At 73.8% G+C, this 26,661-nt stretch carries 23 protein-coding genes and 1 tRNA gene; 14 read left to right on the top strand and 10 right to left on the bottom strand.

Going from position 1 to position 26,661, the window contains the following annotated elements; translation table 11 throughout:
* Positions 1-41: 41 nt before the first annotated feature.
* The gene (gene zapE, locus RIU97_RS09390) at positions 42-1,097 is read right to left on the bottom strand and encodes a cell division protein ZapE (RefSeq protein ID WP_404962797.1); all 1,056 of its coding nucleotides are present in this window, start codon (positions 1,095-1,097) and stop codon (positions 42-44) included.
* Positions 1,098-1,181: 84 nt separating this feature from the next.
* Between zapE and RIU97_RS09385 the strand changes: the two genes are divergently transcribed.
* The 9 genes from RIU97_RS09385 to RIU97_RS09345 all read left to right on the top strand — a co-directional run bounded on the left by RIU97_RS09385 (position 1,182) and on the right by RIU97_RS09345 (position 10,794).
* Positions 1,182-1,964, top strand: a complete 783-nt coding sequence (locus tag RIU97_RS09385; RefSeq protein WP_404955110.1) for a pyrimidine reductase family protein — start codon at positions 1,182-1,184, stop codon at positions 1,962-1,964.
* A gap of 148 nt (positions 1,965-2,112) precedes the next feature.
* Positions 2,113-2,580 (top strand): indole-3-glycerol phosphate synthase, encoded by a 468-nt coding sequence (locus RIU97_RS09380; protein WP_404955108.1) that lies wholly within the window; start codon positions 2,113-2,115, stop codon positions 2,578-2,580.
* A gap of 52 nt (positions 2,581-2,632) precedes the next feature.
* Positions 2,633-4,027 carry a UDP-N-acetylmuramate--L-alanine ligase gene (murC, locus tag RIU97_RS09375; protein ID WP_404955106.1) on the top strand — a complete coding sequence of 465 codons (1,395 nt, stop codon included), beginning with the start codon at positions 2,633-2,635 and terminating at the stop codon, positions 4,025-4,027.
* 23 nt (positions 4,028-4,050) lie between these two features.
* The gene (msrB, locus tag RIU97_RS09370; RefSeq protein ID WP_404955104.1) at positions 4,051-4,464 is read left to right on the top strand and encodes a peptide-methionine (R)-S-oxide reductase MsrB; all 414 of its coding nucleotides are present in this window, start codon (positions 4,051-4,053) and stop codon (positions 4,462-4,464) included.
* A 425-nt stretch (positions 4,465-4,889) separates the two neighbouring features.
* Positions 4,890-7,229: a nitrate- and nitrite sensing domain-containing protein gene (locus RIU97_RS09365; RefSeq protein WP_404955101.1), complete on the top strand. Its 2,340-nt coding sequence runs from the start codon at positions 4,890-4,892 to the stop codon at positions 7,227-7,229.
* Positions 7,226-7,645, top strand: a complete 420-nt coding sequence (locus RIU97_RS09360; protein ID WP_361754152.1) for a roadblock/LC7 domain-containing protein — start codon at positions 7,226-7,228, stop codon at positions 7,643-7,645. The genes RIU97_RS09365 and RIU97_RS09360 overlap by 4 nt, the downstream gene beginning before the upstream one ends.
* A complete protein-coding gene (locus RIU97_RS09355; RefSeq protein ID WP_404955098.1) occupies positions 7,645-8,013 on the top strand; it encodes a DUF742 domain-containing protein in 369 nt (122 codons plus the stop codon). Before RIU97_RS09360 ends, RIU97_RS09355 begins: the two co-directional genes overlap by 1 nt.
* Entirely contained in the window at positions 8,000-8,599 is a 600-nt protein-coding gene (locus tag RIU97_RS09350; protein WP_404955096.1) for a GTP-binding protein, read from the top strand. The genes RIU97_RS09355 and RIU97_RS09350 overlap by 14 nt, the downstream gene beginning before the upstream one ends.
* A gap of 134 nt (positions 8,600-8,733) precedes the next feature.
* On the top strand, positions 8,734-10,794 hold the full coding sequence (locus tag RIU97_RS09345; protein WP_404955093.1) for a phosphocholine-specific phospholipase C: 2,061 nt from the start codon (positions 8,734-8,736) through the stop codon (positions 10,792-10,794).
* Here RIU97_RS09345 and RIU97_RS09340 read toward each other — a convergent pair.
* Positions 10,781-11,515, bottom strand: a complete 735-nt coding sequence (locus tag RIU97_RS09340) for a hypothetical protein (RefSeq protein WP_404955091.1) — start codon at positions 11,513-11,515, stop codon at positions 10,781-10,783. The two genes, RIU97_RS09345 and RIU97_RS09340, sit on opposite strands and share 14 nt — an antisense overlap.
* A 72-nt stretch (positions 11,516-11,587) precedes the next feature.
* Between RIU97_RS09340 and RIU97_RS09335 the strand changes: the two genes are divergently transcribed.
* Positions 11,588-12,343: an alpha/beta fold hydrolase gene (locus tag RIU97_RS09335; RefSeq protein WP_404955089.1), complete on the top strand. Its 756-nt coding sequence runs from the start codon at positions 11,588-11,590 to the stop codon at positions 12,341-12,343.
* On the opposite strand, the gene RIU97_RS09330 is transcribed toward RIU97_RS09335, so the two are convergent.
* The 3 genes from RIU97_RS09330 to RIU97_RS09320 all read right to left on the bottom strand — a co-directional run bounded on the left by RIU97_RS09330 (position 12,340) and on the right by RIU97_RS09320 (position 14,648).
* A complete protein-coding gene (locus RIU97_RS09330) occupies positions 12,340-13,293 on the bottom strand; it encodes an IS481 family transposase (protein ID WP_404954917.1) in 954 nt (317 codons plus the stop codon). The two genes, RIU97_RS09335 and RIU97_RS09330, sit on opposite strands and share 4 nt — an antisense overlap.
* 362 nt (positions 13,294-13,655) lie before the next feature.
* Positions 13,656-13,728: transfer RNA gene (locus tag RIU97_RS09325), tRNA-His, on the bottom strand.
* 74 nt (positions 13,729-13,802) lie between these two features.
* Positions 13,803-14,648, bottom strand: a complete 846-nt coding sequence (locus tag RIU97_RS09320; protein ID WP_404955087.1) for a glutamine amidotransferase-related protein — start codon at positions 14,646-14,648, stop codon at positions 13,803-13,805.
* A 77-nt stretch (positions 14,649-14,725) separates the two neighbouring features.
* Here RIU97_RS09320 and RIU97_RS09315 point away from each other — a divergent pair, with 77 nt between their 5' ends.
* Together RIU97_RS09315 and RIU97_RS09310 are read left to right on the top strand one after the other, a co-directional pair.
* Entirely contained in the window at positions 14,726-15,571 is an 846-nt protein-coding gene (locus RIU97_RS09315) for a LysR family transcriptional regulator (protein WP_404962796.1), read from the top strand.
* Positions 15,568-16,707, top strand: coding sequence for a M24 family metallopeptidase (locus tag RIU97_RS09310; RefSeq protein WP_404955085.1), 1,140 nt, complete (start codon positions 15,568-15,570; stop codon positions 16,705-16,707). The genes RIU97_RS09315 and RIU97_RS09310 overlap by 4 nt, the downstream gene beginning before the upstream one ends.
* Before the next feature lie 31 nt (positions 16,708-16,738).
* Here the strand turns inward: RIU97_RS09310 and treZ are convergent, their stop codons facing one another.
* Entirely contained in the window at positions 16,739-18,496 is a 1,758-nt protein-coding gene (gene treZ, locus RIU97_RS09305) for a malto-oligosyltrehalose trehalohydrolase (protein WP_404955083.1), read from the bottom strand.
* 111 nt (positions 18,497-18,607) lie between these two features.
* Between treZ and RIU97_RS09300 the strand changes: the two genes are divergently transcribed.
* Complete coding sequence (locus RIU97_RS09300; RefSeq protein WP_404955081.1) at positions 18,608-19,171, top strand: FHA domain-containing protein; 564 nt, start codon at positions 18,608-18,610, stop codon at positions 19,169-19,171.
* Between the two features lie 136 nt (positions 19,172-19,307).
* Here RIU97_RS09300 and RIU97_RS09295 read toward each other — a convergent pair whose 3' ends face one another.
* On the bottom strand, positions 19,308-19,559 hold the full coding sequence (locus RIU97_RS09295; RefSeq protein WP_404955079.1) for a hypothetical protein: 252 nt from the start codon (positions 19,557-19,559) through the stop codon (positions 19,308-19,310).
* Positions 19,560-19,713: 154 nt separating this feature from the next.
* Between RIU97_RS09295 and RIU97_RS09290 the strand changes: the two genes are divergently transcribed.
* Positions 19,714-21,129, top strand: a complete 1,416-nt coding sequence (locus tag RIU97_RS09290) for a LuxR C-terminal-related transcriptional regulator (protein WP_404955078.1) — start codon at positions 19,714-19,716, stop codon at positions 21,127-21,129.
* Positions 21,130-21,209: 80 nt separating this feature from the next.
* On the opposite strand, the gene RIU97_RS09285 is transcribed toward RIU97_RS09290, so the two are convergent.
* From RIU97_RS09285 to RIU97_RS09275, 3 genes are all read right to left on the bottom strand, one after another.
* On the bottom strand, positions 21,210-24,167 hold the full coding sequence (locus RIU97_RS09285) for an AfsR/SARP family transcriptional regulator (RefSeq protein ID WP_404955076.1): 2,958 nt from the start codon (positions 24,165-24,167) through the stop codon (positions 21,210-21,212).
* Between the two features lie 268 nt (positions 24,168-24,435).
* Entirely contained in the window at positions 24,436-26,064 is a 1,629-nt protein-coding gene (locus RIU97_RS09280) for a BTAD domain-containing putative transcriptional regulator (protein ID WP_404955074.1), read from the bottom strand.
* Between the two features lie 95 nt (positions 26,065-26,159).
* Entirely contained in the window at positions 26,160-26,624 is a 465-nt protein-coding gene (locus tag RIU97_RS09275; RefSeq protein ID WP_404955072.1) for a hypothetical protein, read from the bottom strand.
* Positions 26,625-26,661 lie beyond the last annotated feature (37 nt).

Below are 26,661 nucleotides of genomic sequence, written 5' to 3'. Positions count from 1 at the left end.
GGAAACGGCCGGGCGCCCGCAGGAGCCCGACGTCCCCAAACCTACTGGGACACCAGGGGTTTCGCGTCGCGCGCCAGCGCGGTGAGCCGCGATATGGCACGGAAGTACTTCTTCCGATAGCCGCCGTTCAGCATGTCGTCGCTGAAGAGCCTGTCGAAGGGGACCCCGGAGGCCAGGACCGGGACCTCTCGGTCGTACAGACGGTCGGCCAGCACCACGAGCCGCAGCGCCGTCGACTGGTCGGGCACCGGGCCCACATCGGTCAGGCAGACGGCCGTGATCCCGTCGGTGAGCGCGCCGTAGCGGCTCGGGTGCACCCGGGCCAGGTGTTCCAGCAGGCCGGGGAAGTCGTCCAGGCTCGCGCCCGGGGTCGCGTACGCGGCCTTGGCGACCTGCTCGTCGGAGAAGGGGGCCGGCGCCTCGGGCAGGCCGCGGTGGCGGTAATCCTGGCCGTCGATCCGCAGCGGCCGGAAGTGCGCCGACAGGCCCTGGATCTCCCGCAGGAAGTCGGCGGCGGCGAACCGGCCCTCGCCGAGCTTGCCGGGGAGCGTGTTGGAAGTGGCGGCCAGCGCCACGCCCTGCTCGACGAGGCGGCTGAGCAGCGAGGACACCAGCACGGTGTCGCCCGGGTCGTCCAGCTCGAACTCGTCGATGCACAGCAGCCGGTGCCCGCCCAGGGTCTGCACGGTCTGCTGGAAGCCGAGCGCGCCGACCAGGTTGGTCAGCTCCACGAAGGTGCCGAAGGCCTTGAGCGCGGGCTCGGCCGGGGTGGCGTGCCACAGGGAGGCGAGCAGGTGGGTCTTGCCGACGCCGTACCCGCCGTCGAGGTAGACCCCGCGCGGACCGGAGGGGGCCGCCGGCTTCTTGGAGAACCAGCGCCTCTTGCCGGCGCCGCTCGCGTGCGCCCCGCCCAGGCCGGCGGCGAAGCCGCTGAGCACGGTGACGGCCTCGGACTGGCTCGGCTGGGCCGGGTCAGGGTCGTACGTGTCGAAGCGGACCGAGTCGAACCGCGGCGGCGGCACCATCTCGGCCACCAGCCGTTCGGCGGGCACCCGCGGCTCGCGCGCGCACAGGGCCTGCGGCCCCGCGTCGGCTATCGGAGGCCGGCCGGAGGTGTAACCGGAGGTGGAGAGTGATGTCGACACAGCCCTTAACTCTACGGGGCGTGGCACACTGCCCGGATGCGACGCCTGTTCCCTGTGACCGATCAGACACCAGCCTCGCCCCGGGACCGGGCCGACCGGGAGTGGTCGCTCGACGAGCTCGCGGATGCCTACGCGTACCCCTCCCTGGGGCCGGACGGACACTGGCTGCGGGCGAACATGGTCTCCACCCTGGACGGCGCGGCCCAGCACGACGGCCGCTCGCAGCCGATCTCCGGCGAGACCGACATGAAGATCTTCGGCACCCTGCGGGCGCTGGCCGATGTGGTGGTCGTCGGGGCGGAAACGGTTCGCCAGGAGGGCTACCGCCCGGCCCGCGCCCGGGAGGCCTTCGCCGCCCGCCGCGAGGCCGCCGGACAGGGCCCGGCCCCCGCGATCGCCGTGGTCACCGCGCGCATGGACCTGGACTTCTCGCTGCCCCTGTTCACCTCACCGCTGGTGCCGACCCTGGTGGTCACCGGCGCCGCCGCGCCCGCCGACCGGGTGGCCGAGGCGGTCAAGGCCGGTGCCGAGGTCGTGGTGGCCGGGGACGGCGCGGCCGTGGACCCGGCGCGTGCGGTACGGGAGCTGGCGGATCGGGGGCTGCGCCGCCAGCTCACCGAGGGCGGGCCCCGGCTGCTGGGTCAGTTCGTGGCCGCCGACGCCCTGGACGAGCTGTGCCTGACGATCTCCCCGATGCTGGCCGCCGGTGACGCCCAGCGGATCGCCGGGGGACCCTCCGTCACGGTTCCGCACCGGCTCGCGCCCGCCTCCGTACTGGAAGAGGCCGGGTTCCTCTTCACGAGCTACCGTCGGATCTGACAAGGGGCGGAATTTGTCGTTCCGCTTTGCTTCCGCTGGGCACATAACTGGGCAGACATGTCTGCGCAGGGCCCCGTGCGACAGCGGGGCAGGATGGTTTCCGCAGGGGCCGGCCAGCCGGCCTCGGCCCATGAAGGAGAGGGCGTCCGTGTTCACGAGCGTATTGATGATCGAGCAGCCGCTGACCCCGGTGGACGTGGACTTCGTCACGACCCTGCACGGCGACGACCCGGTCTCCTTCGTCGTCCTCATGCAGCCCCGGGGCGACCAGGACCGACTGCTGCGCGCCATCGACGACGTCGCGCTCGGTGAGCTCCCCGAGGCCATCCGCGAGGGCGACGAGCCCGAGGGCGAAGCCGCCCGCGGCCCCGCGGCGCACGCCCTCGCGCACTCCCTGAACGCCCTGCGGCAGAAGGGCGCCAACGCCACCGGGCAGCTCATCGGGGACCACCCGCTCGACAAACTGAAGGCCGTCGTGGACGAGACCGGCGCCGACGAGGTGATCGTCCTGACCGCCCCGCACTTCGTGGAGGAGTTCTTCCACCGCGACTGGGCCTCCCGGGCCCGCCACAAGGTCGGCGTTCCGGTGCTCAAGCTCTTCGCCCACAACGAATAGGCTTGGCCCGTCAGAGCTCGAAGCACCACCCCTCGATCCTGGAGCGACCTGAATGAAGCCCGGCCTGCCGACCGCCATGGAACGGCCCCACTTCATCGGCATCGGCGGCGCCGGGATGTCCGGCATCGCGAAGATCCTGGCCCAGCGCGGAGCGCAGGTCGCCGGCAGCGACTCCCGTGACTCCGAGACCGCCCAGGCACTGCGCGCCCACGGCGCCACGGTCCACATCGGACACGCGGCCGGCCACCTCGCCGACGACTCCACCTGCGTGGTCGTCTCCAGCGCCATCCGCGCCGACAACCCCGAGCTGGCCCGCGCCGCCGAGCTCGGCATCCCCGTCGTGCACCGCTCCGACGCCCTCGCCGGCCTGATGGACGGGCTGCGTCCGATCGCCGTCGCCGGTACGCACGGCAAGACCACCACCACCTCCATGCTGGCGGTGTCCCTCTCGGCCCTGGGCCTGGACCCCTCGTACGCCATCGGCGGCGACCTGGACGCCCCCGGCTCCAACGCCCACCACGGCGAGGGCGACATCTTCGTGGCCGAGGCGGACGAAAGCGACCGCACCTTCCACAAGTACAGCCCGCAGGTCGCGATCATCCTCAACGCGGAGCTCGACCACCACGCGAACTACGCGTCGATCGAGGAGATCTACGAGTCCTTCGAGACCTTCGTCGGCAAGATCGTGCCCGGCGGCACCCTGGTCGTCGCCCACGGCCAGGAGGGCGCCGCCGAGATCGCCCGCCGCGTCGCGGGCCAGGAGGGCCTCACCGTCGTCACGTACGGCGAGGACGAGGACGCCGACGTCCGGATCACCAAGATCACCCCGCGCGGCCTGACCAGCGAGGTCACCGTGGTCCTGGACGGCCGGATGCTCACCTTCACCGTCTCCGTCCCCGGCCGCCACTACGCGCACAACGCCGTCGCGGCCCTCGCCGCCGGCGTGGCCCTCGGCATCCCGGCGCACAACCTGGCCTCCGCCCTCGGCAAGTACACCGGCGTCAAGCGCCGCCTCCAGCTCAAGGGCGAGGCCGCGGGCGTCCAGGTCATCGATTCCTACGCCCACCACCCCACCGAGATGACCGCCGACCTGGAGGCCATCCGGGGCGCCGCCGGGGACTCCCGGATCCTGGTGGTCTTCCAGCCCCACCTCTTCTCCCGCACCCAGGAACTGGGCAAGGAGATGGGCCAGGCGCTGGCCCTGGCCGACGCCTCCGTGGTCCTGGAGATCTACCCGGCCCGCGAGGACCCGATCCCCGGCATCACCAGCGAGCTGATCATCGCGGCCGCCCGGTCCGCGGGAGCCGACGTCACCGCCGAGCACGACAAGGCGGCCGTCGCCGACGTCATCGCGGGAATGGCCAAGCCCGGTGATCTCGTTCTCACCATGGGCGCCGGAGACGTCACGGACCTCGGTCCGGCCATCCTCGCCCGGCTGTCGAGCTGAAGGTACGAGGGAGCGGGAGAGACATGTCCTACGAGGTCGAGAAGACGGACGAGCAGTGGCAGGCGGAGCTGAGCCCGTCCGAGTACCAGGTGCTGCGCCTCGCGGGCACCGAGCCCGCCTTCCGCGGTGAGTACACCGACACCAAGACGGAGGGCGTCTACTCCTGCCGCGGCTGCGGGGCCGAGCTGTTCCGTTCCTCGGAGAAGTTCGAGTCGCACTGCGGCTGGCCGTCCTTCTTCGACCCGAAGGACACCGACGCGGTCGAGCTGATCGCCGACACCTCGCACGGCATGATCCGTACCGAGGTCCGCTGCGCGAAGTGCGGCTCCCACCTGGGCCACGTCTTCGAGGGCGAGGGCTACCCCACCCCCACCGACCAGCGGTACTGCATCAACAGCATCTCCCTGCGCCTGACCCCCTCCTCCGGCGAGGGCTGACACCGCGGGACCCGGCGGGCCCCCACCGGCCTGTTTAGCGGCCGGTGGGGGCCCGCGCGCGTTCCGGTTGCCGCTCAGCACGCGGCGGACGGGCGCTCGCGCCGCTGGCCGGAACGGGCCCGTCATGATGTCGAGGACATCGCGGTTCGATTCCGATCCGGTCTCTGGCCTGCGGTGATCCAGAGGTGGTAGCACGCTTGGCCGGTGAAGACACCTATCCGTTTTCTCCATGTGTCTGGTTATGATCGGCACCCTCACATCCCGCCGCAGCCGGACCGGTTGTGGCCGTCCCCTCCCCAGGACCGTGCCGTCCGGCTGCTCGGCAACCCCCGACATCCCCCTGCCGCCCCCGCTCCCGAGGACCGATGTCTCCCATAGAACCCGAAGGCGTACGAGGGCAGTCGACGACCCGTCGGTGGCGCACCGTGCGCCTGCGTACCCTGCTCATCTGGCTGGCGGTGCTCCCCACCCTGGCGATGGGCACTCAGGTCACGGTGTCCGCACAGCGGTTGCTGGCACAGTCGGAACAGCTGAGGGCCGACGTGGAGGCCGCCGAGCGGATCGGCGCCCCCCTCTACACGCTCATGGTCGACATGCAGGCGGAGCGGACGGCGACCGCCGCCCAGTGGGCGGGCAACGACGGCACCGAGGGTGAACTGCGCGCCCGGCGCGGGGCCACGGACCTGGCCGCGGCCGAGTTCCGCCGGCTGGCGGACGATCCCTCCAGGTCCTTCGCCGAGGTGACCCGGCAGCTCGACAGACTGGCCGCGTACCGCCAGCGCGCGGACACCCGCAGCGGCCCCGCCGACAGCACGCTGGCCTACTACTCCGAGGTGATCGGCAAGGTCATCCAGGTGTACCAGCAGGAGTTCAGCCACGCGGAGGACGCCGAACTCGCCCAGGCGAGCCGGCCCGTTGTGGCGATGCTCCAGGCCACCGAGATGGTGGCGCGCGAGGACACCGTCCTGGCCCTGGCCGGGCCCTCCGGGGAGCTGAGCTTCGCCGGCTACGACCAGTTCGTCAGTTCCCTGGGGGCCCAGCGGTACCTGCACGAGGCGCTGATCGTGCCGCACCTCGCGGAGGGGGACGAGCGGTTCTACGAGCGGGTCGTCGGCTCCGCGGACTGGCAGACGAAGACGCGCATCGAGAACGCGGTCCTCTCCGGGCACAAGGACACCGTCTCGGGCATCAGGGTGCCCGCCGAGGTCGCCGGCTGGTCGTCCGCGCACTCCAACTTCTCCGTGCAGATGACCACGCTCAACATCGACCTGGCGCGCTCGGTGCTCGCCCGCGGCGAGGCCAAGGCCGCGGAGCTGCAGACCGAGGTCGCCTGGCTGATCGGCGGAAGCGGCGGCGGGCTGCTGGCCGTTGTGATCGTGGTCGTCTTCACCACCCGGTCGGTGCTCCGCCGTCTGCACGACCTGCACGAACGCACGGTGACGGTGGCCGAGGAAACCCTTCCCGAGGTCGTCGACCGGCTCCAGCGCGGACAGACCGTGGACGCCGAGAGCCTGCCGGCCGTGAGCGGGGACCGGGACGAGGTCGGACGGATCAGCGACGCGTTCGCCCGTGCCGTCGCCGTGTCGGTCGACGGACACCGCCTGCTCGCCGCCGAGCGCCACGGGTTCGGCCTGTTCGCCTCGGGCATCGCCTCGCGCACCGGGAACCTGGTCAGCCGCCAGCTGAGCCTCACCGAGGACCTCCAGGACACCTTCGGCCACGACGAGGCGCTGCTCGCCCAGTTGATGCGGTCCGACCAGCTGACGGTCGGCATGCGGCGGCAGATCGAGAACCTCCTCATCCTGTCGGGCGGCGAGGTCCCCGACCCGCACACCGAGCCCATGCGCGTCGCCGACCTGCTGCGCGAAGCCGCCGCCGAGGTAGAGGACTTCCGGCGCATCGAGCGGCAGGCCCTGGACGAGACCAGCGTGGAACCGAGCGCGATCAGCCAGATCAGCCACCTGCTCGCGGAACTGCTGGACAACGCCACCCGGTTCTCCCCCCCGCGGTCGACGGTCGTCATCCGCGCCGAACTGGTCGCGGACGGGCTGTCGGTCGAGATCGAGGACCGCGGTCCGCGGGTGAGCCCCGAGCGCTACGAGGAGATGAACGGGCGCCTGCACCAGGCCCCGCCGTACTCCGTCCTGGCGCAGAACGCGCACCGGCTCGGGCTCTTCGTGGTCGGCCACCTCGCCGACCAGCTCCGGGCCACGGTCACCCTGCGCCGCTCGGTGTACGGAGGGACCTGCGCCGTGGTGGTCCTCCCCGGGAACCTGCTGGTGGCGACCGCACCGGACGCCCCGAGCCGGCCCGCGCCGTCCGTCCCGGCCCCGGCCTCGGCCACGGCGCCGGCCGCCACGGCGCCGGCCGCCACGGCGCCGGCCGCCACGGCGCCGGCGGTCTCCCCTCGGGACCTCCCCGAAGGGCTCGAGCCCGCGGCCGAGCACGAGCCCGCTGCCGAGCCCGAGCGCGAGCCCGAGCCGGCCCTGCTCACGGGCGCCGGTCTGCCCAGCCGCCGCGCGAAGACGCCCGCTCCCGTGCCCGCACTCGCGGTCCGGCCGGCACCTGCCGGCCCCGCCACGCGGCCGGCCCTCCCCGAGCGCGTCCCGCAATCCCACATCGCCGACCAGCTGCGCGCGCCCCGCGCGCCGGAAACGCCCGTCCGGCCGGACACCGCGACACCCGAAGAGGTGGCCGACGCCTGGGCGGACTACGAACAGGGGACCCAGACAGTGGAAGAAGAGCTCCGACGGGATCAGCCATGACCACCTCACCGAACACCGCCGCCGCCAACGACGCCATCTACAGCGTCCTCGACAACAACCTGAGCCGGATCGCGGGCATCCAGGGAGCCGTGCTCCTGTCCAACGACGGCATCCGGCTCAGCGCCTACCTGCTGGACCAGCCCCAGGCCGAGCGCATGGCGGCCGCCGCCTCCGGCATCGCCTCCACGATGAAGGCGATATCGCGGGAGATCGACGGCGGCAGCGTCATCCGCCAGCTCGTCGAGATGGACGACAGGTACCTCTGCATCGTCGGGTGCGGGGAGGGCAGCACCCTCATCGTGGTGACCTCCCGCAAGGCCCGCCTCGGCGAACTGGGCGGTGAGGCGGTACGCACCGCCCAGGCGCTCGGCGAGTGGCTGGGCACCCCCGAGCGCGGTCAGGTGCCGTCCGCGTAATGCCGCAGGACGAGTCGCAGCCCGCGAGCCGCCGCCGTACGCGGCTGTACGCCCTGACCGACGGACGTACAGCCGTGCCGCAGACCGTCCTCACCATAGACACCACGATCACGGCGGCGGCCACCGACGAAGCGCTCGGCGGGCTGCCCACCGAGTGGCAGGAGATCCTCGCCATGTGCGCGCCGCCGGGCGGCCGGGCGGTCGCCGAGATAGCGGCGCGGATGCACATCCGCCTCACCCCGATGACGCTGCTCCTCGGTGAACTCGCCGACCGCGGGCTGATCGACCACCGGCCGCCCCTGGCGGCCGCCGAGACCACCGACGTCCACCTGCTCATGAGAATCAGGGACAACCTTGCCCGGATATGACACGCCCGCCTCCCGGGAACCGGCCCCGGCGAAGATCCTCGTCGCCGGTGGGTTCGGGGTCGGCAAGACGACCCTGGTGGAGACGATCTCCGAGATCGAGCCGCTGCGCACGGAGGAACGGCTGACGGCCGCGGGCGTCGGCGTCGACGACCTCGAAGGCATCGAGTCCAAGACGGTCACCACGGTGGCGATGGACTTCGGCCGGATCACCCTCACCGACGCCGGAGTCGTCCTCTACCTCTTCGGAACGCCGGGCCAGGAACGCTTCTGGTTCATGTGGGACGACCTGCTGAACGGGGCGCTCGGGGCGATCGTGCTGGTCGACACGCGGCGCCTGGACCGCAGTTTCCCCGCCGTCGACTTCTTCGAGAGCCGCGGACTGCCGTTCGTGGTCGGCGCGAACTGCTTCCACGGCGAACAGCCGTACACCGCGGAGGAGATCGGAGCGGCGCTGCACCTGCGCGATCCGGACACGCCCGTCCTCATGCTCGACGCCCGCTCCCGCGAGGACGTGCGCGCGTCCCTGCTCTCCCTGCTCGACCGGCTCATCGTCAGGGCGCAGGCACCGGCGGCCGCCGGCGGCTGACCCCCGGCGGAGGAACGTCGTCCGTTCTCCAGGTGTACGGCGCGGCGTCATGAGGGTATCCCCGGCTGGTACCCCGGGGCCGCTGTCCTTGGGGCGCCCCTCGACTCGCCCTCACCCGCAGAGGTCCTCACGCCATGGCAGAACTCAACCGTCGCAGGTTCCTGCAGATCGCCGGCGGCACGGCCGCCCTCACGATGCTGAACGACAGCATCGCGCGGGCCGCCGCCATTCCGGCGCAGGGCACCACCGGAACGATCCAGGACATCGAGCACGTCGTCGTCCTGATGCAGGAGAACCGGTCCTTCGACCACTACTTCGGCGCGATGAAGGGGGTCCGGGGCTTCGGCGACCCGCGGCCCGTCCTCCAGGACAACGGCAAGTCGGTCTTCTTCCAGTCCAACGGGACCAAGGACGTCCTGCCCTTCAACCCGCAGGTCGCGGACCTCGGGATGCAGTTCCTGGAGGGGCTGAACCACGACTGGGCCGGCGGCCACCAGGCCTACAACAACGGCAAGTACGACAAGTGGATCCCGGCCAAGACGGCCACGACCATGTCGTACATGACCCGGAACGACATCCCGTTCCACTACGCCCTCGCCGACGCCTTCACGGTGTGCGACGCCTACTACTGCTCCTTCATCGGCGCCACGGACCCGAACCGCTACTACATGTGGACGGGTCACACGGGCAACGACGGGGTGGGCGGCGGGCCGGTCCTCGGCAACCAGGAGGCCGGGTACGGCTGGAAGACGTACCCCGAGCGCCTGGAGTCCGCCGGGGTCTCCTGGAAGGTCTACCAGGACATCGGCGACGGCCTGAACGCGGCCGGCTCCTGGGGCTGGATCAACGACGCCTTCCGCGGCAACTACGGCGACAACTCGCTGCTGTACTTCAACACCTACCGGGGCGCCCAGCCCGGCAGCGCCCTGTACGAGAAGGCGCGCACCGGCACCAACGTCAAGGCGGGCGACGGCTACTTCGACCGGCTGCGCGCGGACGTGGTGAACGGCACCCTGCCCTCCGTCTCCTGGATCGCCGCCCCCGAGGCCTTCAGCGAGCACGCCAACTGGCCGACGAACTTCGGCGCCTGGTACATCTCGCAGGTCCTGGACGCGCTGACGGCGAACCCGGCCGTGTGGGCGAAGACCGCCCTCTTCATCACCTACGACGAGAACGACGGCTTCTTCGACCACGTGGTCCCGCCGTACCCGCCCGCCTCCTCCGCCTGGGGACTGTCCACGGCCGACGTGTCCAAGGACCTGTACGCCGGAGGCGGCGGCTACGCGGCCGGACCGTACGGGCTCGGCCCGCGCGTTCCGATGATCGTGGTCTCCCCGTGGAGCAAGGGCGGCTACGTCTGCTCCGAGACCTTCGACCACACCTCGGTGATCCGCTTCATGGAGAAGCGCTTCGGGGTGCAGGAGCCCAACATCTCCCCGTGGCGCCGCGCCGTCTGCGGCGACCTGACCTCGGCCTTCGACTTCACCCGCGCCGACGCCGCGCCCGCCGCCCTGCCCTCCACGGCCGGGTACGTCCCGCCGGACAAGAACCGCCACCCGTCCTACCACCCGACCCCGCCGGCCACGGGCACCCTGCCCAAGCAGGAGGCCGGCTCCAAGCCGGCCCGCGCCCTGGGCTACAGCCCTTACGTGGACGGCGCGCGCACCATCTCCACCGGCAAGTTCACGCTCACCTTCGCCTCCGGCCCCACCCTCGGCGCCCACTTCCACAGCACCTCGGGCAACCGTACGGACGGACCCTGGCCCTACACGGTCGAGGCGGGCAAGACCCTCTCGGACACCTGGTCCACCAGCAGCTCCACGGGCAACCAGATCAACCTGACGGTGTGGGGCCCCAACGGGTTCCTGCGCACCTGGAAGGGCCCGGCGAAGAAGGCCGGCCCCGAGGCCACGGCCCGCCACGTCGCCGCCACCGGCCACCTGGCCCTGACCCTGACCAACTCCGGTACGGCGGCCGTCAACCTCACGGTGACCAACGCCTACGGCGGCGCGCCCCAGATCATCAGGGTCCCGGCCGGCGGCACCGTCGCCCACACGGTGGACCTCGGCGCCACGGGCCGCTGGTACGACGTGAACGTGGTCTCCGACGCCGACGCCACCTTCCTCCGCCGCTTCGCGGGCCACGTGGAGACGGGCGCCCCGGGCGTCTCCGACCCGGCGATCAAGACCGTCTGACGCGGTCCTCCGGCGTGCGCAGCAGCCGCCGTTCCAGGACCGGGAGGTCCTCGGGGCGGTGGCTGCGGGCGTACCGGAGCAGGAGGTCGCGGGCGGTGTCCGGGACCCGGCGCCGCTTCGGGTGGCGGGTGGTGAACACCTCGCTCGCGAAGAACCGCACGGCGCCCTCCAGCCCGGTGCGGTCCGTCTCCCTCACCGCCCAGGCGAGTTCCTCGGTGGACCTCCCGGCCAGCAGCAGGCCGGGGGCCCGTTCCGCGAGGCGCCACGCCGCGTCGCGCGGCTCCTCCCGTACGGCGCCCAGCCAGCCGAACACCACGCGGGGCGGCACCCCCTGCGGCGGGGGCGGCTCCTCCTCGCCCGCGGCCAGTGCCCGGGCGAACTCCCGCAGCCCCGCGGGCGCCGCCGCCGCCCACCGGCCCCGGTGCCGGGCCGGCAGCCCGGCGGGGTCCCGTGGATCGAACAGCGGCTGGAGCGGACCGGTCGGTGCGGCGGACCTGATGCGCTCACCGCCGGCCTCGTACAGCGAGACGCTGCCGTCCCCGAGGCACATGCACTCGAAGCCGTCGTGCGCTTCGCGCTGCGGCCACAGGGCGAGCACCTCCGCGATCTCGGCCCGGTCGAGGACCTCGTACTCGTTCGGGTGGTGCGGGTGGTGCGGGTGGTCGGTGCCGGCCCGGGAGACCGTGACGGCGATGCGCACCGTGCGCGATGTCGGTTTCACGGTGTGATCGTAGGCCCGGTGGGCAGAACGTACGGGTCCGTTTTCGTCGCCCCCGTCACCGAGGGAGAACGCATGGCCATCGCCCACCGCAGGATCGGCACCGGACCCGTTCGCGTCATCGTGCTGCACGACTGGTTCGGCACCTCTGCCAACTGGGGCTCCGTGCTGGACCACCTGGACCCCGTGGGGTTCTCGTACGCCTTCCTCGACTACCGCGGCTACGGCGACCGCCGGGACGTGACGGGCCGCCACACCCTCCCCGAGATCGCCGACGACGTCCTCGAACTCGCCGACCAGCTCGGCTGGGACACCTTCTCCCTGCTCGGCCACTCCATGGGCGGCAAGGCGGCCCAGCAGGTCCTGGTGCGCGCCCCCGAGCGGATCGAGAGGCTCGTCGGGATCAATCCGGTCCCGGCCGCGCCGTACGAGATGGACGCCGCCACCCGCGCCCTCTTCTTCGGCGCCGCCGGGAGCGCCGAGAACCGGCGCGCCATCCTCGACCTCGTCACCGGCAACCGGGCGAGCCGGCGCTGGATCGACCGGATGGTCGCCCACTCCCTCGAGGTCTCCCGCCCGGAGGCCTTCGCCGACTACCTCGCGAGCTGGCAGTCCCTCGACCTGTCCGACGCCGTCAAGGGCAACACGGTGCCCGTGCTCGTCCTGATCGGGGAGTACGACCTCGCGCTCACCGCCGACGTGATGCGCGCCACCTGGCAGGTCTGGTACCCGAACTGCCGCATCCGCACCCTCCCCGGCGCCGGGCACTACCCGCCGCAGGAGACCCCCGTGGCCTTCGCCACCGAGGTCGAGGCCTTCCTGCGGGACTAGGTGTATTGCCCTGTGAGGTTGGGGACGCGGCTGGCGGGTGGTTTGCCTGCGAGCGCGGTGTGTCCGCGGTGGTGATTGTAGGTGTGTAGCCACTGCGGGAACGCGTCGCGTCGTTCCTGCTCGCACTGGTAGGGACGGGCGTAGGCCCATTCCTCCAGGAGGGTGCGGTTGAGGCGTTCGACCTTGCCGTTGGTCTGGGGCCGGTAGGGCCGGGTTCGCTTGTGGGTGATCCCGGCCGCTGCCAGGGCGTCGCGCCAGGTGTGGGATTTGTAGCAGGCCCCGTTGTCGGTCAGGACCCGTTCCACGGTGATCCCGCACGAGGTGAAGAACGCCTGTGCCCGCTGCCAGAAGGCGGTCGCGGTCTCCTTCTTCTCGTCGGTCAGGATCTCGCTGTAGGCGAGGCGGGAGTGGTCGTCGACGGCGGTGTGGATGTAGCTGTAGCCCAGGCGGGGGCGTTTCTTGCGGCCGGCCTGGCGGCCCAGGGTCTTGTGGCCGCCGCCGTCGGGGATGTTGCCGAGCTTCTTGATGTCCACGTGCACCAGTTCGCCGGGCTTCTCGCGTTCGTAGCGGCGTATGACACGGCCGGTGGCCCGGTCCAGATGGCTCAGGCGGGCCAGCCCGAAGCGGGTCAGGACGCGGTGCACGGTCGAGGGCACCAAATCCAGCAGGTGGGCGATGCGGGCCGGTCCCCAGCGGCGCAGGACACGGACCTTGATGATCCGGCGTTCGGTGCGGTTCGGGATCCGGCGTGGGCTGTGATGCGGGCGCGAGGACCTGTCACGCATGCCCGCCTCGCCGTGATCGCGGTAGCGGTCGGCCCACCGCTGGGCCGTGGTCGGCGAGACCCGGAAACGCTCGGCGGCCCGCCGCAGCGGCCAGCCGTCCACGACCACGCAGTGGGCCAGGCGCAGCCGTCCGGTCTCGGTCAGGGGTGCATTACGGTGGGGCACGAGGGCCTTTCTGGTCGGTGTAGACGTCGCAATCCACACCGAACCCGGAAGGCCCTCACCCGTTCAAGACGCCTCAGCCGAGACCTGCATCACCCGTCCACAACCTCCCGGGGCAATACAACTAGGCCGTCTCTTTCGGATCTTGTCTGACCCGCGCCGCCTGGCACCGCACCTCGCCGCGTTGTCGGGGCACCCAAGTACGTCCAGTACTTGGGCGCCCCTCCGCCTTGCGATGCACGGCACCAGACGACGCGGGCTTAACCGACAAGATCCAAAAGAGACGACCTAGCCGCAGCCGCGGAGCGCGGGCCCGACGCAAAAAAGCCCCGGGGCACGAGGAGACCTCGTACCCCGGGGATCAGGGTGAGTGACGGGACTTGAACCCGCGGCCACCTGGACCACAACCAGGTGCTCTACCAACTGAGCTACACCCACCACGAAGGGCGGCGGACCACCCCTTCGATGTGCATGCACAGCATAGCCGATCTGCGGGGTGGTCCCGCGACGCGTTATCCCGCCGAGCGGCTGGCGGCCAGGGTGGCGGCGAGCCGGGCCGTCACCCCGTCCGGGCGGCCGCCGGCGTGCGCGACGGCCGCCGCGGCGAGGGCCCGGACGATCGGGTGCGGCCGCGACCCGTCCCCGTGCAGCTCCGGCTGGAACAGCGTGGCCAGGAAGAACGGGTGCCCGGGCAGCTCCGCGATGCGCACCTGGCCCCCCTCGTCGTGCCCCGACAGCCGCAGCCCGTGGGTGGTGAGCGCCGGCAGGTGGCGGGGCGCGGGTCCGTAGTTGCAGTGGTAGCGCTCCATCGACCGCTCCGCGCCGAGCGCGGCCTCGGCGAGCGAGCCGGGCTCGGTCCGTACGAGGCCCTCGTGCCCGACGAGCGAACAGGCGAGCGGCGCGATCAGCGGGTCCGCCGCCCCCGGGTCGTTCTCGGCGTGCGCGACGGCCGTCAGCCCGCAGACCGTCCGGGCGTACTCCAGCAGGGTGTGCTGGAAGCCGCCGCAGGTCCCGAGGAAGGGGATGCCCTCCTCGCGGGCCACCCGGATCGCGGCCAGCGCGCCGGCCTCGCTCGCGTACGGGCTCCCCGGCAGTACCCACACGGCGTCGAAGCGGGCCAGTGTCCCGGCGGCGGCCTCGGCCTCGGCGTCGCCGGTGGGGATCCAGTACGCGTCGAGGACGAGCCCGTCGCGGGAGGCCAGGGCGTCGAGGAGGAGCGGGATCCGGGTGTGGGACTTCACGTGCGGGGAGCGGTCGCCGACGAGCGCGATCCGCGCCGCCGGTGTGGTCCGGGTGCTCCGCGGGGTCTGTGCGATCTGGGCGATCTGGGCGGTCCGTGTGGTCTGTGCGGTGGTCATGTGGATCATCCTGCGACGGGGCGGGCGTTCAGCGCCAACGATTGTTCCTGCACCTTCCATCAGTGATCCTGATGACCATGGACCCGCACCTGCTCCGCACCTTCGTCGCCGTGGCCCGGCTCGCCTCCTTCTCCGCCGCCGCCCGCGAGCTGGGCTACACCCAGTCCGCCGTCTCCCAGCACATCGCCGCCCTCGAAGGGGACCTGCGGGCCGAGCTGCTCACCCGCCGGCCCGTCGCGCCGACCGCGGCCGGGGCGCGGCTGCTGGAGCACGCCGGGCCGCTGCTCCTGCGGCTCGACGCCGCACGGGCCGACGTACTGCGGCTGACCGCCGCCCCGCCCGGCCGGGTCACCCTCGCCGCGTCCCCGCTCGCCGTCGGGCCCCGGCTTCTCGCGGCCCTGCCCGCCACCGGCGTCACCCTGAAGGTGCTTCCCCCGGCCGAGGTGCCCGCCGCCGTCGCCACCGGGGGCTGCGACCTCGGCCTCGTCGACGGCCCCGCCGCGCCCAGCGACCCGCTGCGGCTGCCCGACGTGGCACCGCTCACCGTGACCGGAATCGGGGAGGAGGAGCTGGCCGTGCTCCTGCCCGCCGGGCACCCCTTCGCCGGGCGGACGGCTCTGCGGCTGGACGACCTCGCCGACGCGCGCTGGCTCGACGCCCCCGGCGTGGGCCTGCCGCTCACCGCCGCCCGCGCCTCCGTCCGCTACGACGGCACCGACCTGCACGCCCTCTGCGCCCTCGCCGCAGCCGGGCACGGCCTCGCGCTGCTGCCCCGCCGGGTCGCCGAGGCCGCCCGCGCGGGGGTCGCCGTACCGCTGTCCGCCCCGCGCCTGGTGCACCGTACGGAACTGCTCACGCCCGGCACCCCGACCGGCGCGGCCATCGCCGTCGCCGCCCGGCTCACGGCAGGATCACCCGTATGACACGTGACGCCGCATCCCAAGACCCGGCACCCTTCACGGCCGACGACTACGCCGCCCGGATGGCCGCGGCCACGCAGACCGCCGCCGACGCCGGACTGGCCGGACTGCTGATCGCCCCCGGGCCCGACCTCACGCACCTCACCGGATACCGGCCCACCGCCGAGACCGAGCGGCTCACCCTGCTCGTGCTGGCGGCCGGGCAGGAGCCGGTGCTCGTCGCCCCCGCACTGGAGGCCCCCGACGCGGCCAAGGCCCCGGGCGCCGCCGCGCTGACCCTGCGGGACTGGGCCGACGGCATGAACCCGTACGCCGTGACCGCGCCGCTGCTGGGGCCGACCGGGCGGTTCGGGGTGAGCGACAACACCTGGGCCCTGCATCTCCTCGGCCTCCAGCGGGAGTTGCCGCAGACCTCCTACGCTCCGCTCACCGACTGCCTGCCCATGCTGCGCGCCGTGAAGGACGAACGGGAACTGGGGCGCCTCGCCGCGGCGGGAGCAGCCGCCGACGCCGCCTACGCGCAGATCCTCCACCTCCCCTTCGCCGACCGCCGGGAGACGGACGTCGCCGCCGACCTGGCCGCCCTGCTGCGCGCCCACGGCCACTCCCAGGTCGACTTCACCGTCGTCGGCTCCGGCCCCAACGGGGCCAACCCGCACCACGAGGCCGGCGACCGGGTCATCCGCCGCGGCGACATGGTGGTCCTCGACTTCGGCGGCCTGCGGTTCGGCTACGGCTCCGACATCTCCCGCACCGTGCACGTGGGCGAGCCCACCGCCGAGGAACAGCGGGTCCACGACATCGTCCGCGAGGCCCAGCAGGCGGGCGTGGCGGCGGTCCGCCCCGGGGTCTCCTGCCAGGAGGTGGACCGGGCGGCCCGCGCGGTGATCACCGAGTTCGGGTACGGGGACCGCTTCATCCACCGCACCGGCCACGGCATCGGCGTCACCACCCACGAGCCCCCGTACATGGTCGAGGGCGAGGAGCAGCCCCTGGTCCCCGGCATGTGCTTCTCCGTGGAGCCGGGCATCTACCTGCCGGGCCGGTTCGGCGTCCGCATCGAGGACATCGTGACCGTCACCGAGGAGGGCGGGCGCCGCCTCAACAACGCCCCGCGCGAGCTGGCGGTCGTCGAGTAGGGCCGCCCGGCGAGCCAGGGCGACCGCGGCCTCACGGCCCCAGCACGACCGCCGATTCGCCGGGCACGTGGATCCGGCCGTCGGGGCCCGGGTGTTCGAGGGGCTCCCAGGAGGCCAGCACCCGCACCCCGTTGCGGCCCAGCGCGATCGTCACCGGTTCCGGGGAGAGGTTCACGGCCACCCGCACGTCCCCCCGCCGGAAGGTGATCCAGCGGCGCTCCTCGTCGTGGGCGACCCGGACCGACGCCAGGTCCGGGTCGCGCAGGTCCGGGTGGCCGCGGCGGAGCGAGACCAGGGTGCGGTACCACTCCAGCAGGCGGGTGTGGACGGCCTGTTCGGGCTCCGACCAGTCCAGGCAGGACCGGTCACGGGTCGCCGGGTCCTGCGGGTCGGGGACCTCTTCGGCCTTCCACCCGTGCGCCGCGAACTCCCGGCGCCTGCCGGTCCGTACGGCCTCGGCCAGCTCCGGGTCGGGGTGGTCGGTGAAGTACTGCCACGGGGTCCGCGCCCCCCACTCCTCGCCCATGAACAGCATCGGCACGAACGGCCCGGTCAGCGCCATCGTCGCGGCGCACGCCAGCAGACCGGGGGAGAGGGAGGCCGAGAGCCGGTCGCCCAGGGCCCGGTTGCCGATCTGGTCGTGGGTCTGGGTGTAGCCGAGGAAGCGGTGGGCGGGGGTCCGGCGGCGGTCCACCGGACGGCCGTGGGTGCGGCCGCGGAACGAGGACCAGGTTCCGTCGTGGAAGAAGGCCCGGGTCAGGGTCTTGGCGAGGGCGGCCAGCGGGGCCCCGGCGAAGTCGTCGTAGTACGCCTGGGATTCACCGGTCAGCGCACAGTGCAGGGCGTGGTGGAAGTCGTCGTTCCACTGGGCGTGCAGGCCCAGGCCGCCGGCGGAGCGCGGGGTGGTGGTGCGCGGGTCGCACCGGTCGGACTCGGCGATCAGGAACAAAGGCCGGCCGGTGTCCGCGGCCATCCCGTCGACGGCCTCGGACAGTTCCTCCAGGAAGGTCAGCGCCCGCCCGTCCGCGAGCGCGTGCACCGCGTCGAGCCGCAGTCCGTCGATCCCGTAGTCGCGCAGCCAGGCCAGCGCGCTTCCCACGAGGTACGCGCGCACCTCGTCGGAGCCGGGCGCGTCCAGGTTCACCGCCGCGCCCCAGGGCGTGTGGTGGGTGTCGGTGAAGTACGGGCCGAAGGCGGGCAGGTGGTTGCCGGAGGGGCCGAGGTGGTTGTGGACCACGTCCAGCACCACGCCCAGCCCGGCGCCGTGGGCCGCTTCCACGAACCGGACCAGCCCGGCCGGGCCGCCGTACGGCTCGTGCACGGCCCAGGGCGCCACCCCGTCGTACCCCCAGCCGTGCCGGCCGGGGAAGGAGCAGACCGGCATCAGCTCCACGTGCGTGACGCCGAGGGCGGTGAGGTGCCCGAGGCGGGCGGCGGCGGCGTCGAAGGTGCCCTCGGGCGTGAAGGTGCCGATGTGCAGCTCGTACAGGACCGCGTCCTGGAGCCGGGTGTGCGGCGGCGGGAGCGGCGGGGCCACGGCCTCGGCCAGGGCCACGAAGTCGACCACGGCCGACAGCCCGTCGGGGCCGTCGGGCAGCCGCCGCCCGCGCGGATCGGGCCGCGGGACCGTGTCGCCGTCCAGCAGGAAGCCGTAGCGGCTCCCTTCGCCGGCCGGGGCCTCCACGGTCCACCAGCCGGCCCGGTCCGGATCGCGCGCCATCGCGTACGTCACCCCGTCGAGTCGCATGGCGACACGACCTGTCTGCGGTGCCCACACCTCGAACTGCAACGGACGGTCCCCTCGTCAGCGGCGGTGGCCGGCATGCGTATCCTGCCCATCATTCCGGGCGTGGCGGGGGAGTTCTGGACACTCCGGCCCCGACGGGCCGACAATCACCCTGTGACGTCGAGTTTCGAGATCCCCGCCTACCCCGCGCCGCGGCTGTCCGACGCCGAGCGCGACCGGGCGCTGGGCCAGCTCAGAGAGGGCGCTGCCCTCGGCAAGCTGTCCCACGACACCTTTCTGCGCCGGATGGAACTCGCCCTGGTCGCCCGCCGTTCCGAGGACCTCGCCGTCCTCACGGCCGACCTCCAGGCCCGGGACGCCGCCGAAAGCCCGTGGACCCGTCGGCTGTTCGGCTGGGTCGGCCGGGCCTCGGCCGTCTCCGTCGGCATCCGGCAAGCCTGGGCCGCCGAGAAACTGCCCAAGCTGCTGCTCCCGCATCCGAGCGCGGCCGTCCTGCGGATCGGCCGCGACCCGGGCAACGGACTGCGGCTCAGCCACGAGACCGTCTCCCGGGCGCACGCGGAACTGAGCCTGCGCGACGGGATGTGGGTGCTCAAGGACCTCGGCTCCACCAACGGGACCTCGGTCAACGGGCGCCGGGTGACCGGCTCCGCGGTGGTCCGCGCCGGGGACCAGATCAGCTTCGGGAAGATGACCTTCCGGCTCTCGGCGAGCTAGGGGGTGTCGTGCCGATCAGGCAGGACACCCCCAGGCCGTGTCTTTCGGATCCTGCTGTGACCGGGTTCGGGCCCACGTCCACCCAACCGGCGGCGGATGGTGTCCGCCGCCCCCGCACCCGGTCCCCCGGGCGGTCCTAGGCGAGCGGTTTGCCGGGGCAGTACGCGTCGCCCCAGGCCGTCGTGGTGACGCAGGTGTCATCGCCCCGGCGGATCTCGCGGAGCCAGTCGCCCGCGTCCGGGAGCCCCGTGCCGGCCCTGACCGCCGTGGCCGCGGGGCCGGCGGGCGCGTCCGCCGCCGACGTCGCGGCGGCCGCGGTGCCGGTACCCGTCCAGATGGCACCCGCGACGGCCAGCGCGGCCACCCATGCTGCGTTCTTGCTGATCACGACAACTCCTCTGCGTATGTGGAACGTTGCCGGAGGGCGCGTTGGTCGGTCGCGCCGTATCCCCCGTTGCCCTCGACTCTGCCAGAGGCCGGCGTGACACCGGCAGGCACGTAAGGGATCATGTGTGTGCCATGCACTTTTAGGAGGCAAGCAGTTGCACACGGGCGCAGGCGCGGGCGCGGACGCCGGCTTACCCGAGGTCGACGACGCGGCGATCGTGCTGTACCGGTGGGCGCTCGTGCAGGGCGGGCTCGCCCCCGCGGCCCTGCCGAGGGCCGCGGCCGAGACCGGGTTGACCGAGGAGGAGTGCCGCGCGGCGGTCCGCTCGCTCACCGACACCTGCCTCCTGCGGCCGGCGGGCGAGGGCTGGCAGGCCGTCAGCCCTCAGGCGGCGGGGGCACACCTGCTGTCCGGGCCGGAGGCCGCGCTGCGCGCGCACGAGGAGCAGCTGCGGGCACGCAGGGAGGAACTCCAGAACCGGCGGGACGCCTTCACCGGGCTCATCCCCGTCTACCTCCAGGCACGACGGCACGTCTTCCCGCAGGGCACGATCGACCACCTGCCCGACCAGTTCGCGGTGCGCGCCCTCCTCACGGAGGTCATCGACGGCTGCCGCGCCGAGATACTGGTGTCCAAGCACGGCGGCTCGTTCCCGGAGCCGGCGCTGCGCGAGGCGCTGCCGCGTGACCTCGCGCTGCTGGAGCGGGGCGTGCGGATGCGCAGTCTGTACCAGCACGCCACCCGCTTCGACCCGGTGACACGGGCACACGCGGAGCGGCTGATCGGGGCGGGGGCGGAGATCCGCACGCTTCCCGAGGTGCTCCCGCAGATGATCGTCGTCGACGGGGAGCTGGCTTTCCTGCCGTCCCGGTCCGGCGGGGCGCTGCTGATCCGGGAGCCGGACCTGCTGGGCTACCTGCTGGACGTCTTCCACCGGGACTGGGAGTACGCGACGCCGTTCGCCACCGGCCCGCAGGCGGCCCACGACATCTCTGAAACGGTCAAGCAGAGCATCCTGGCGCTCCTGGCCAAGGGACTCAAGGACGACACGATCGCGCGACGCCTGGCGATATCGCTGCGGACCTGCCGTCGACACGTCTCGGAGCTGCTGCTCCAACTGGGCGCGAACAGCCGCTTCCAGGCCGGGGTGATCGCCGAACGGCAGGGCCTGACCCAGGGCCGCAGCCCGGCTCCGGAACAGGCACTGGCGCAGGCTCCGGAACAGGCGCTGGCGCAGGCTCCGGAACAGGCACTGGCGCAGGCTCCGGAACAGGCACCGGCCGCCGGGGCGGCGGAGCAGTCCCCGGCGCCCGGAGCGGCGCCGGCGGCAGCGCCTGCCCCATGCCCGGCCCCTGCCCCGGAGCCGGCGGCCACCCCGGCCCCGGACACGGGCGGCCCGGCCCGCCCGCCCGGCTGTCCCGGCTGCGGACGAGCACTGCCGGCGGCCGCCGGGAGCCACCCGGCCCCGGGCCGGCCCGCGAGGCACTGCTCGGCGTCCTGCCGGGCGCGGGCCTACCGGGCCCGCCGCAAGTCGCGGCCCGGGGGTGACGGGCCCACCGCGGGCGCGTGACGAAACGCGACGGCCCCCGTCACGAAACCCCCGTGCGCCGTGGGGAACCGGATCCGGACGGGTCCGCCTCGCGGCCCCGGTCAGGACGCACCCTCGGGTGCCAGTGGCGGATCGAGCGGGGGCCGGGACCGGCCGGAAGGGACGAGCACGTCCGCGGCCGATGCCGGCCGGGCCCCGGCCCGCTTCCGGTCGCCGGCAGCCGCCAGGGCACTGCCCAGGAGCCGAAGGGCCCGGACCTCGGCGGCGTGCCAGCCGATCCGGCGGGTCGCCGCCACCGCACGCTCGCCGCACTCCACGGCCTCCGGCACGCGGTTCCCGGCCAGCTGGGCGGTCGTTTCCGACACCAGGTTCATCGCCTCCACCGTGGGGCAGCCGTGCCGCGCGCTCAGTGCGGCGCTCTGCCGGTGCCGGGCGACCGCCTCGTCGGTGCGGCCGAGGTGCCGGGCGGTGAGCCCCAGGTTGTAGAGGGCGTACGCCTCGCCGCGATGGTCCCCCGCGTCGACGGCGGACACGAGGGTGGTCCGGCTGATCTCGGCGGCCTCGTCGCGGCGGCTGAGCCGGAGCAGCGTACTGACGCTGCTCGCACGGGCGTTGCGGCAGGCCCAGGCGCTGCCGTACGCCTCGCCGACGGCGACGGCCTCCCGGTGCAGGATGTCGGCCCGGCGCCAGTGCGCCCGGTACTGGCAGACGTGGGCCCGGCGGTTGAGGATTTCGGTGCGCACGGCGTCGTCCCGCACCGCCAGCGCCGCGTGTTCGGCGTCGTCCAGCGTCCGGTCCGCCTCGTCCAGCCGTCCCAGCTGGGCCAGTGCGCTGCCGAGCACGTAGCCGGCGCGGCCGGCCGCACGCAGGTGCCCCTGGTCCTGCGCGGTCCGCAGGATCCGGCGGACCGGGTCGAGGGACTGGGCCCACAGGTACGAGCCCTCCAGGAGCGGTTCGACGGCGAGCGCGAGATCGGCGGCCACCGCGACGGCCGACGGCACGGCCTCGAGGGTCTGCGCGGCGACGCCGAGCGCGCCGTCGTGCTCGGGGTCGACCAGCCGCCGCCGGCTGTCGGGGCGGCCGGGCCGGCCCTCCGGGGGCAGCAGGCCGGAGACGCGGTGCCCCGGGCGCTCGGCGGCGTGAACGGTGCGGGCCACCGCGAGCAGGTGGTCGAGGAACCGGGTGAAGGCCGCGGCCTGCTCGCCGGGGCGGTCGTCCTCGCGGGAGCGCTCGGCCGCGAACATCCGCAGCAGGGGGTACTGGCGGTAGACACCGGGGCAGGGCGACTCCAGCAGCCCGAGCCCGGTCATCCGCTCCAGGAACTGCCCGGCGCGCGACGGTGACAGCCCGCCGAGCGCCGCCGCCCCCGTGACGTCCGTGGTGCCCCGGCGGGTGAGCGCCAGCAGCCGGAACAGCCGGGCCTCCTCGTCGTCGAGCAGGTCGTAACTGGGCCGGACGCATGCCGTGATGCCGTCCTGGGATCCGGCCGACGAGGGAAACACGGAGAACGGGGGCAGCGCGGGGAAGGCCGGATGGTGGCCGTCGAGCAGCCGGACGAAGTCGGTCAACGACCACGCGGGCCGGGCCGCGAGCCGCGCGCCGGCCAGGCGCAGCGCCAGTGGCAGGCCGCCGCACCGCTCGGCCAGGGCCGCCGCCTGCTCGGGCTCGGCGGCGATCCGGTCCGGCCCGGCGACGGCGCCGAGCAGGGCCAGCGCCTCCGGGGCGGCCAGGGGCTCCAGGCGCACCCGCCGGACGGCCGGCAGCCGGTCCAGCGTGGCACGGCCGGTGACGAGCACCGCACAGGTCGGCGAGCCCGGAAGCAGCGCCTCGACCTGGGCGGTGTCCCGGGCGTCGTCCAGGACCAGCAGGATCCGCCGGTCGGCCACGGTCGTACGGAAGAGCGCGGCCCGCTCCTCCGGCCCGTCCGGGATCGCAGGTTCCTGCGCCCCGAGCGCCTGGAGGAAGCCGGCCAGGACCGTACCGGGGTCCGCGGGCTCCGCCGAGGTGCCGCGCAGGCTCGCGTACAACTGCCCGTCCGGGAAGCGGTCCCGCAGTCGCTGGGCGACGTGGACGGCGAGTGCGCTCTTCCCGACGCCGCCGGTGCCGGTGACCGCGGCGACCGCGACGGATCCGGCCCGAGGCGCCGTCAGGGCGTCGAGCAGGTCCCGTACCGCCTCGGTGCGGCCGATGAGGTCGCCCGGTGAGAAGGGGAGCTGGGCCGGGCGGGGCAGCGCGGTGGCGGCGTCCGCGCGGACGGACCGCTCGCGGGCCGCCGGGGGCGCCTCGCCGGCGGGCGGCGGCCCGGGCTGTGTGTCGGGCGGGGTCCCGGGCGGCGGGGTGCCGGGCTGTGTCCTGGGCCGGGTCCCGGGCGGCGGTCCGGGCGGGGTCCGGTGCGGGCGCCCGGCGGGTTCGCCCCCCGCCGGCCGGGCGGTGGGCCCGCTGCGTGCCAGGGCGATCCCCGCCAGTTCCCGCAGCCTCCCGTGCAGGGGGTGTTCCGCGCAGAGCCTGGTCAGCTCGGGAACGAGGCGGGCGTGGCGTCCCAGCCGCAGGTCCAGCTCGATGCGCTCCAGCAGCACCGACAGCCGGAGTTCCGACAGGCGTTCGCGGTGGATCGCGGCGTGCGGGCCCGGAAGCCCCGCGAGCGGAGCCCCCCGCCACAGCCCGAGCGCCCGGGCCAGCAGTTCGGCCGCCTCGCCGGTCTCCTCCGCCGCGGTGCACGTGCGGGCGTCGGCGACCAGCTGTTCGAACACGTCGAGGTCCAGTGCGCCGGGCCCGCTGTCCAGGAGGTACCCCTGGCCGTGGGTCGCGATGCAGGGCCCCAGCGCGCGCCGGAGCCGGTAGACGTGCGACCTGACCGTGCCCACCGCCGTGCGCGGCAACTCCTCGCCCCAGAGGCCGTCGATGATCTCGTCGAGATCGACGACGTCGTTGCGTCGCAGCAGGAGCATCGCCAGCAGCGCCCGCTGCTGCGGCGAGCCGAGGGGCAGCGGAGCGTCGCCCCGACGGGCTTGGACCGCTCCGAGCACGGAGAAGAACGGTTCGGGCGGGGCGCTGCTCACGGTGGACTCCGTTCCTGACTCTGCGGCGATCGTGCGCACGGCGTCAGCTCCCTTGCAGGGCGGACGGGTTCGCACGGCCCGGCGGACCGGCCGGGGGCGCCGGCCCGCCGGGCACGACACGACCTTGCCAGCCCGGTCGACGACATGACCGCACTGTCAAAGGATCATGTGAGTGCCATGCATCTTCAGGAGGTACGGGGAGCCGCGCGGCGTGACGAAACTCCGGGTCAGCGTCACGAAAACAGGCTGCCGGCCGGTCGCCGGCCCCTCAGGGCCGGTCCGGGGAGCGGTAGCTGCCCGCGGCGCGGGTGTCGAGAGCCCTCGCGTCCACCAGGGCCTCGGCGATGCGGGCCGCGTTCTCGCGGCCGGTGTCCAGCACCTCCGCGATGGCATCGACGGACAGGTCGGTTCCGTGGCGGGGGAGACGGCGGTCGAGCCGGTGGGCGGCACGGGCCAGTTCGGGCGGCAGGCCCTCCTGGCCGCAAGCGGCGGCGGCCGGTTCGCCGACGCCTTCGCCGGAGGACGGCTCCCCGGCGTACGGGCGGGCGGCGAGCTCGATGAGCGCCGCGCCGGGCAGGGCGAGGGCGCGGGACCGGGTGGTGACGAGGACGGCGCTGCCCGGTGCGCCGGGCAGCAGGGGGGTGACCTGGGCGGCGTCCCGGGCGCCGTCGAGGACGACGAGGACGCGCCGTCCCGCGAGGGCCGACCGGTAGAGCGCGGCCCGCTGATCCGGGTCGGCGGGAATCCTCGCCGGCGGGACCCCGAGGGCGTGCAGGAGGTGTGCCAGCAGCGGGCCGGGGCCCGCCGGGACGGGGCCGGAGGCCCGCAGGTCGACGAAGAGCGGGCCGTCGGGGAAGCGGCGGGCGACACGGTCGGCGATCCGCGCGGCCAGTTCCGTCTTGCCCGCCCCGGCCGGCCCGGTGATCGTCAGGACGGGGACGACACCGCGGTCGACCCCCTCGGCGAGGAGGCGCTCCGCCTGGGCGAGGGCATGGTGCGCCGCTTCCGGGAGCGCCTCTTGCCCTGGGGGCAGCGGCAGCGGCGGCGGGGCCGGGGCCGGCGCTCGGACAGGCGCGGGAGGCCGGTGGTCCGGGGCGACGGGCGGCGGATCGTGGGCGAGCAACCGGGCATGAAGGGCCGTCAGCTCGGCGCACGGGGCGACGCCCAGTTCCTCACCGAGGATCCGGTGCGTGTCGGCGAACACGGTGAACGCCTCCGCCTGCCGGCCGCAGCCGTGCAGGGCGCGCATGAGCAGCGCGCGCAGTTCCTCGTCGAGCGGGAACCCCCTGGTGAGGGCGGTCAGTTCGGGGATCACGGCGTGGTGCAGGCGGAGGCGCAGCGCGCACGCGAAGTACCGCTTGCGGGCGGCTGTGCGCAGGGCGCCGAGCCGGACGCGCTCCTCCTCCGCGAACGGGCCGGGCACGCCGGCCAGGGCCTCTCCGGTCCACAGTCCCAACGCGTCGGACAGGAGGGCGTGTTCGGCTGCGGTGTCGCCGCGTCCGCGCGCCTGCCGGGCGGCCTCGACCTGCCCCTCGAACCGCAGGACGTCGACCGAGTCCTCCGCGGTGTGCAGCGCGTACCCGCGCCCGTCGCCGAGCAGCACCCGGGCCGGCTCGCGGGCGCCGCGGCCGGGTTCGAGCAGGGTGCGCAGCCCCCACGCGTAGGTGCGCAGGTTGCCGGCCGCGCGGGCCGGGGCGTCGTCCCCCCAGACGGCGGCGACGAGTTCGTCCACCGTGACCGGCCGGCGGCGGCGCAGCAGCAGGACGGCCAGGACCGCCTGCTGTCGGGGCGGGCCGGGGCGGACCGCGGCGCCGCGCAGGACCATCCGGACCGGTCCCAGCAACCGGAAGCGGTGGCCGTCGCCGCCCCGGGGCACAGCCGGATTTCCTCCGCGCATCCGGTCTAACCTCCTCCGCGGTGCCGGGTGGTCCTACGGTGTCCGACGGTGTGGCGGCGGCCCGCCCGAACGCGATCCGGGCGGGCCGGCGGCCCCTACTTCTTCCACCAACCGGTGACGGCCGTCGACTGACGCGAGGCGCGGTCCCAGCCGACGACGACCACCAGCCGACCCCCGCCGCTCAGCTGCGCGTCGTAGTACCAGGTGCCCTCGTCGACCTGGCACCAGGCGTCGTCCGCGCCGATCCTGACGGCTTCCCGCGCCTGCTCCTCGGTGAAGGTCCGCTCGTTCATCCGGTCCCGCATGTGCTGCGACCACAAGTCGATCGTAGTCGGGGCGAACTTGCGGCCGCAGTCCGGCTTGGCCGGGAGGGGGCAGCCCTGGCCGTCGTCGCGGCAGCGCATCAGCGAGATCGGCGACTCGGCCTGGGTGGTGATCGACGCCTGGGTCCGGGTCGCGGCCGTGACGGTCCCCGCGGCCTGGGCGGGGGCTGCGGCGAGCGCCGCTCCGGAGGCGACGAGGGCGACGAGCGCGAGGCGGATGCGCTTCGAGTTGATCATGAGGGGCTCTTTCCTTGTTCCGTGACGGTGCGCGGCT

Origin of the sequence: Streptomyces sp. 147326, from assembly GCF_045000215.1 — a bacterium.
GTDB lineage: Bacteria > Actinomycetota > Actinomycetes > Streptomycetales > Streptomycetaceae > Streptomyces.
This window is presented reverse-complemented; position numbering and strand designations above follow the sequence as displayed.

Excerpts from the sequence above, each read along its gene's own strand:
- RIU97_RS09360 (WP_361754152.1), top strand. The coding sequence starts at position 7,226 with ATGACCACCTCACCGAACACCGCCGCCGCCAACGACGCCATCTACAGC.
- RIU97_RS09280 (WP_404955074.1), bottom strand. The coding sequence starts at position 26,064 with ATGCGCGGAGGAAATCCGGCTGTGCCCCGGGGCGGCGACGGCCACCGC.
- RIU97_RS09275 (WP_404955072.1), bottom strand. The coding sequence starts at position 26,624 with ATGATCAACTCGAAGCGCATCCGCCTCGCGCTCGTCGCCCTCGTCGCC.
- RIU97_RS09345 (WP_404955093.1), top strand. The coding sequence starts at position 8,734 with ATGGCAGAACTCAACCGTCGCAGGTTCCTGCAGATCGCCGGCGGCACG.
- murC (WP_404955106.1), top strand. The coding sequence starts at position 2,633 with ATGAAGCCCGGCCTGCCGACCGCCATGGAACGGCCCCACTTCATCGGC.
- RIU97_RS09320 (WP_404955087.1), bottom strand. The coding sequence starts at position 14,648 with ATGACCACCGCACAGACCACACGGACCGCCCAGATCGCCCAGATCGCA.
- RIU97_RS09335 (WP_404955089.1), top strand. The coding sequence starts at position 11,588 with ATGGCCATCGCCCACCGCAGGATCGGCACCGGACCCGTTCGCGTCATC.
- RIU97_RS09385 (WP_404955110.1), top strand. The coding sequence starts at position 1,182 with ATGCGACGCCTGTTCCCTGTGACCGATCAGACACCAGCCTCGCCCCGG.
- RIU97_RS09355 (WP_404955098.1), top strand. The coding sequence starts at position 7,645 with ATGCCGCAGGACGAGTCGCAGCCCGCGAGCCGCCGCCGTACGCGGCTG.
- RIU97_RS09315 (WP_404962796.1), top strand. The coding sequence starts at position 14,726 with ATGGACCCGCACCTGCTCCGCACCTTCGTCGCCGTGGCCCGGCTCGCC.
- RIU97_RS09310 (WP_404955085.1), top strand. The coding sequence starts at position 15,568 with ATGACACGTGACGCCGCATCCCAAGACCCGGCACCCTTCACGGCCGAC.
- msrB (WP_404955104.1), top strand. The coding sequence starts at position 4,051 with ATGTCCTACGAGGTCGAGAAGACGGACGAGCAGTGGCAGGCGGAGCTG.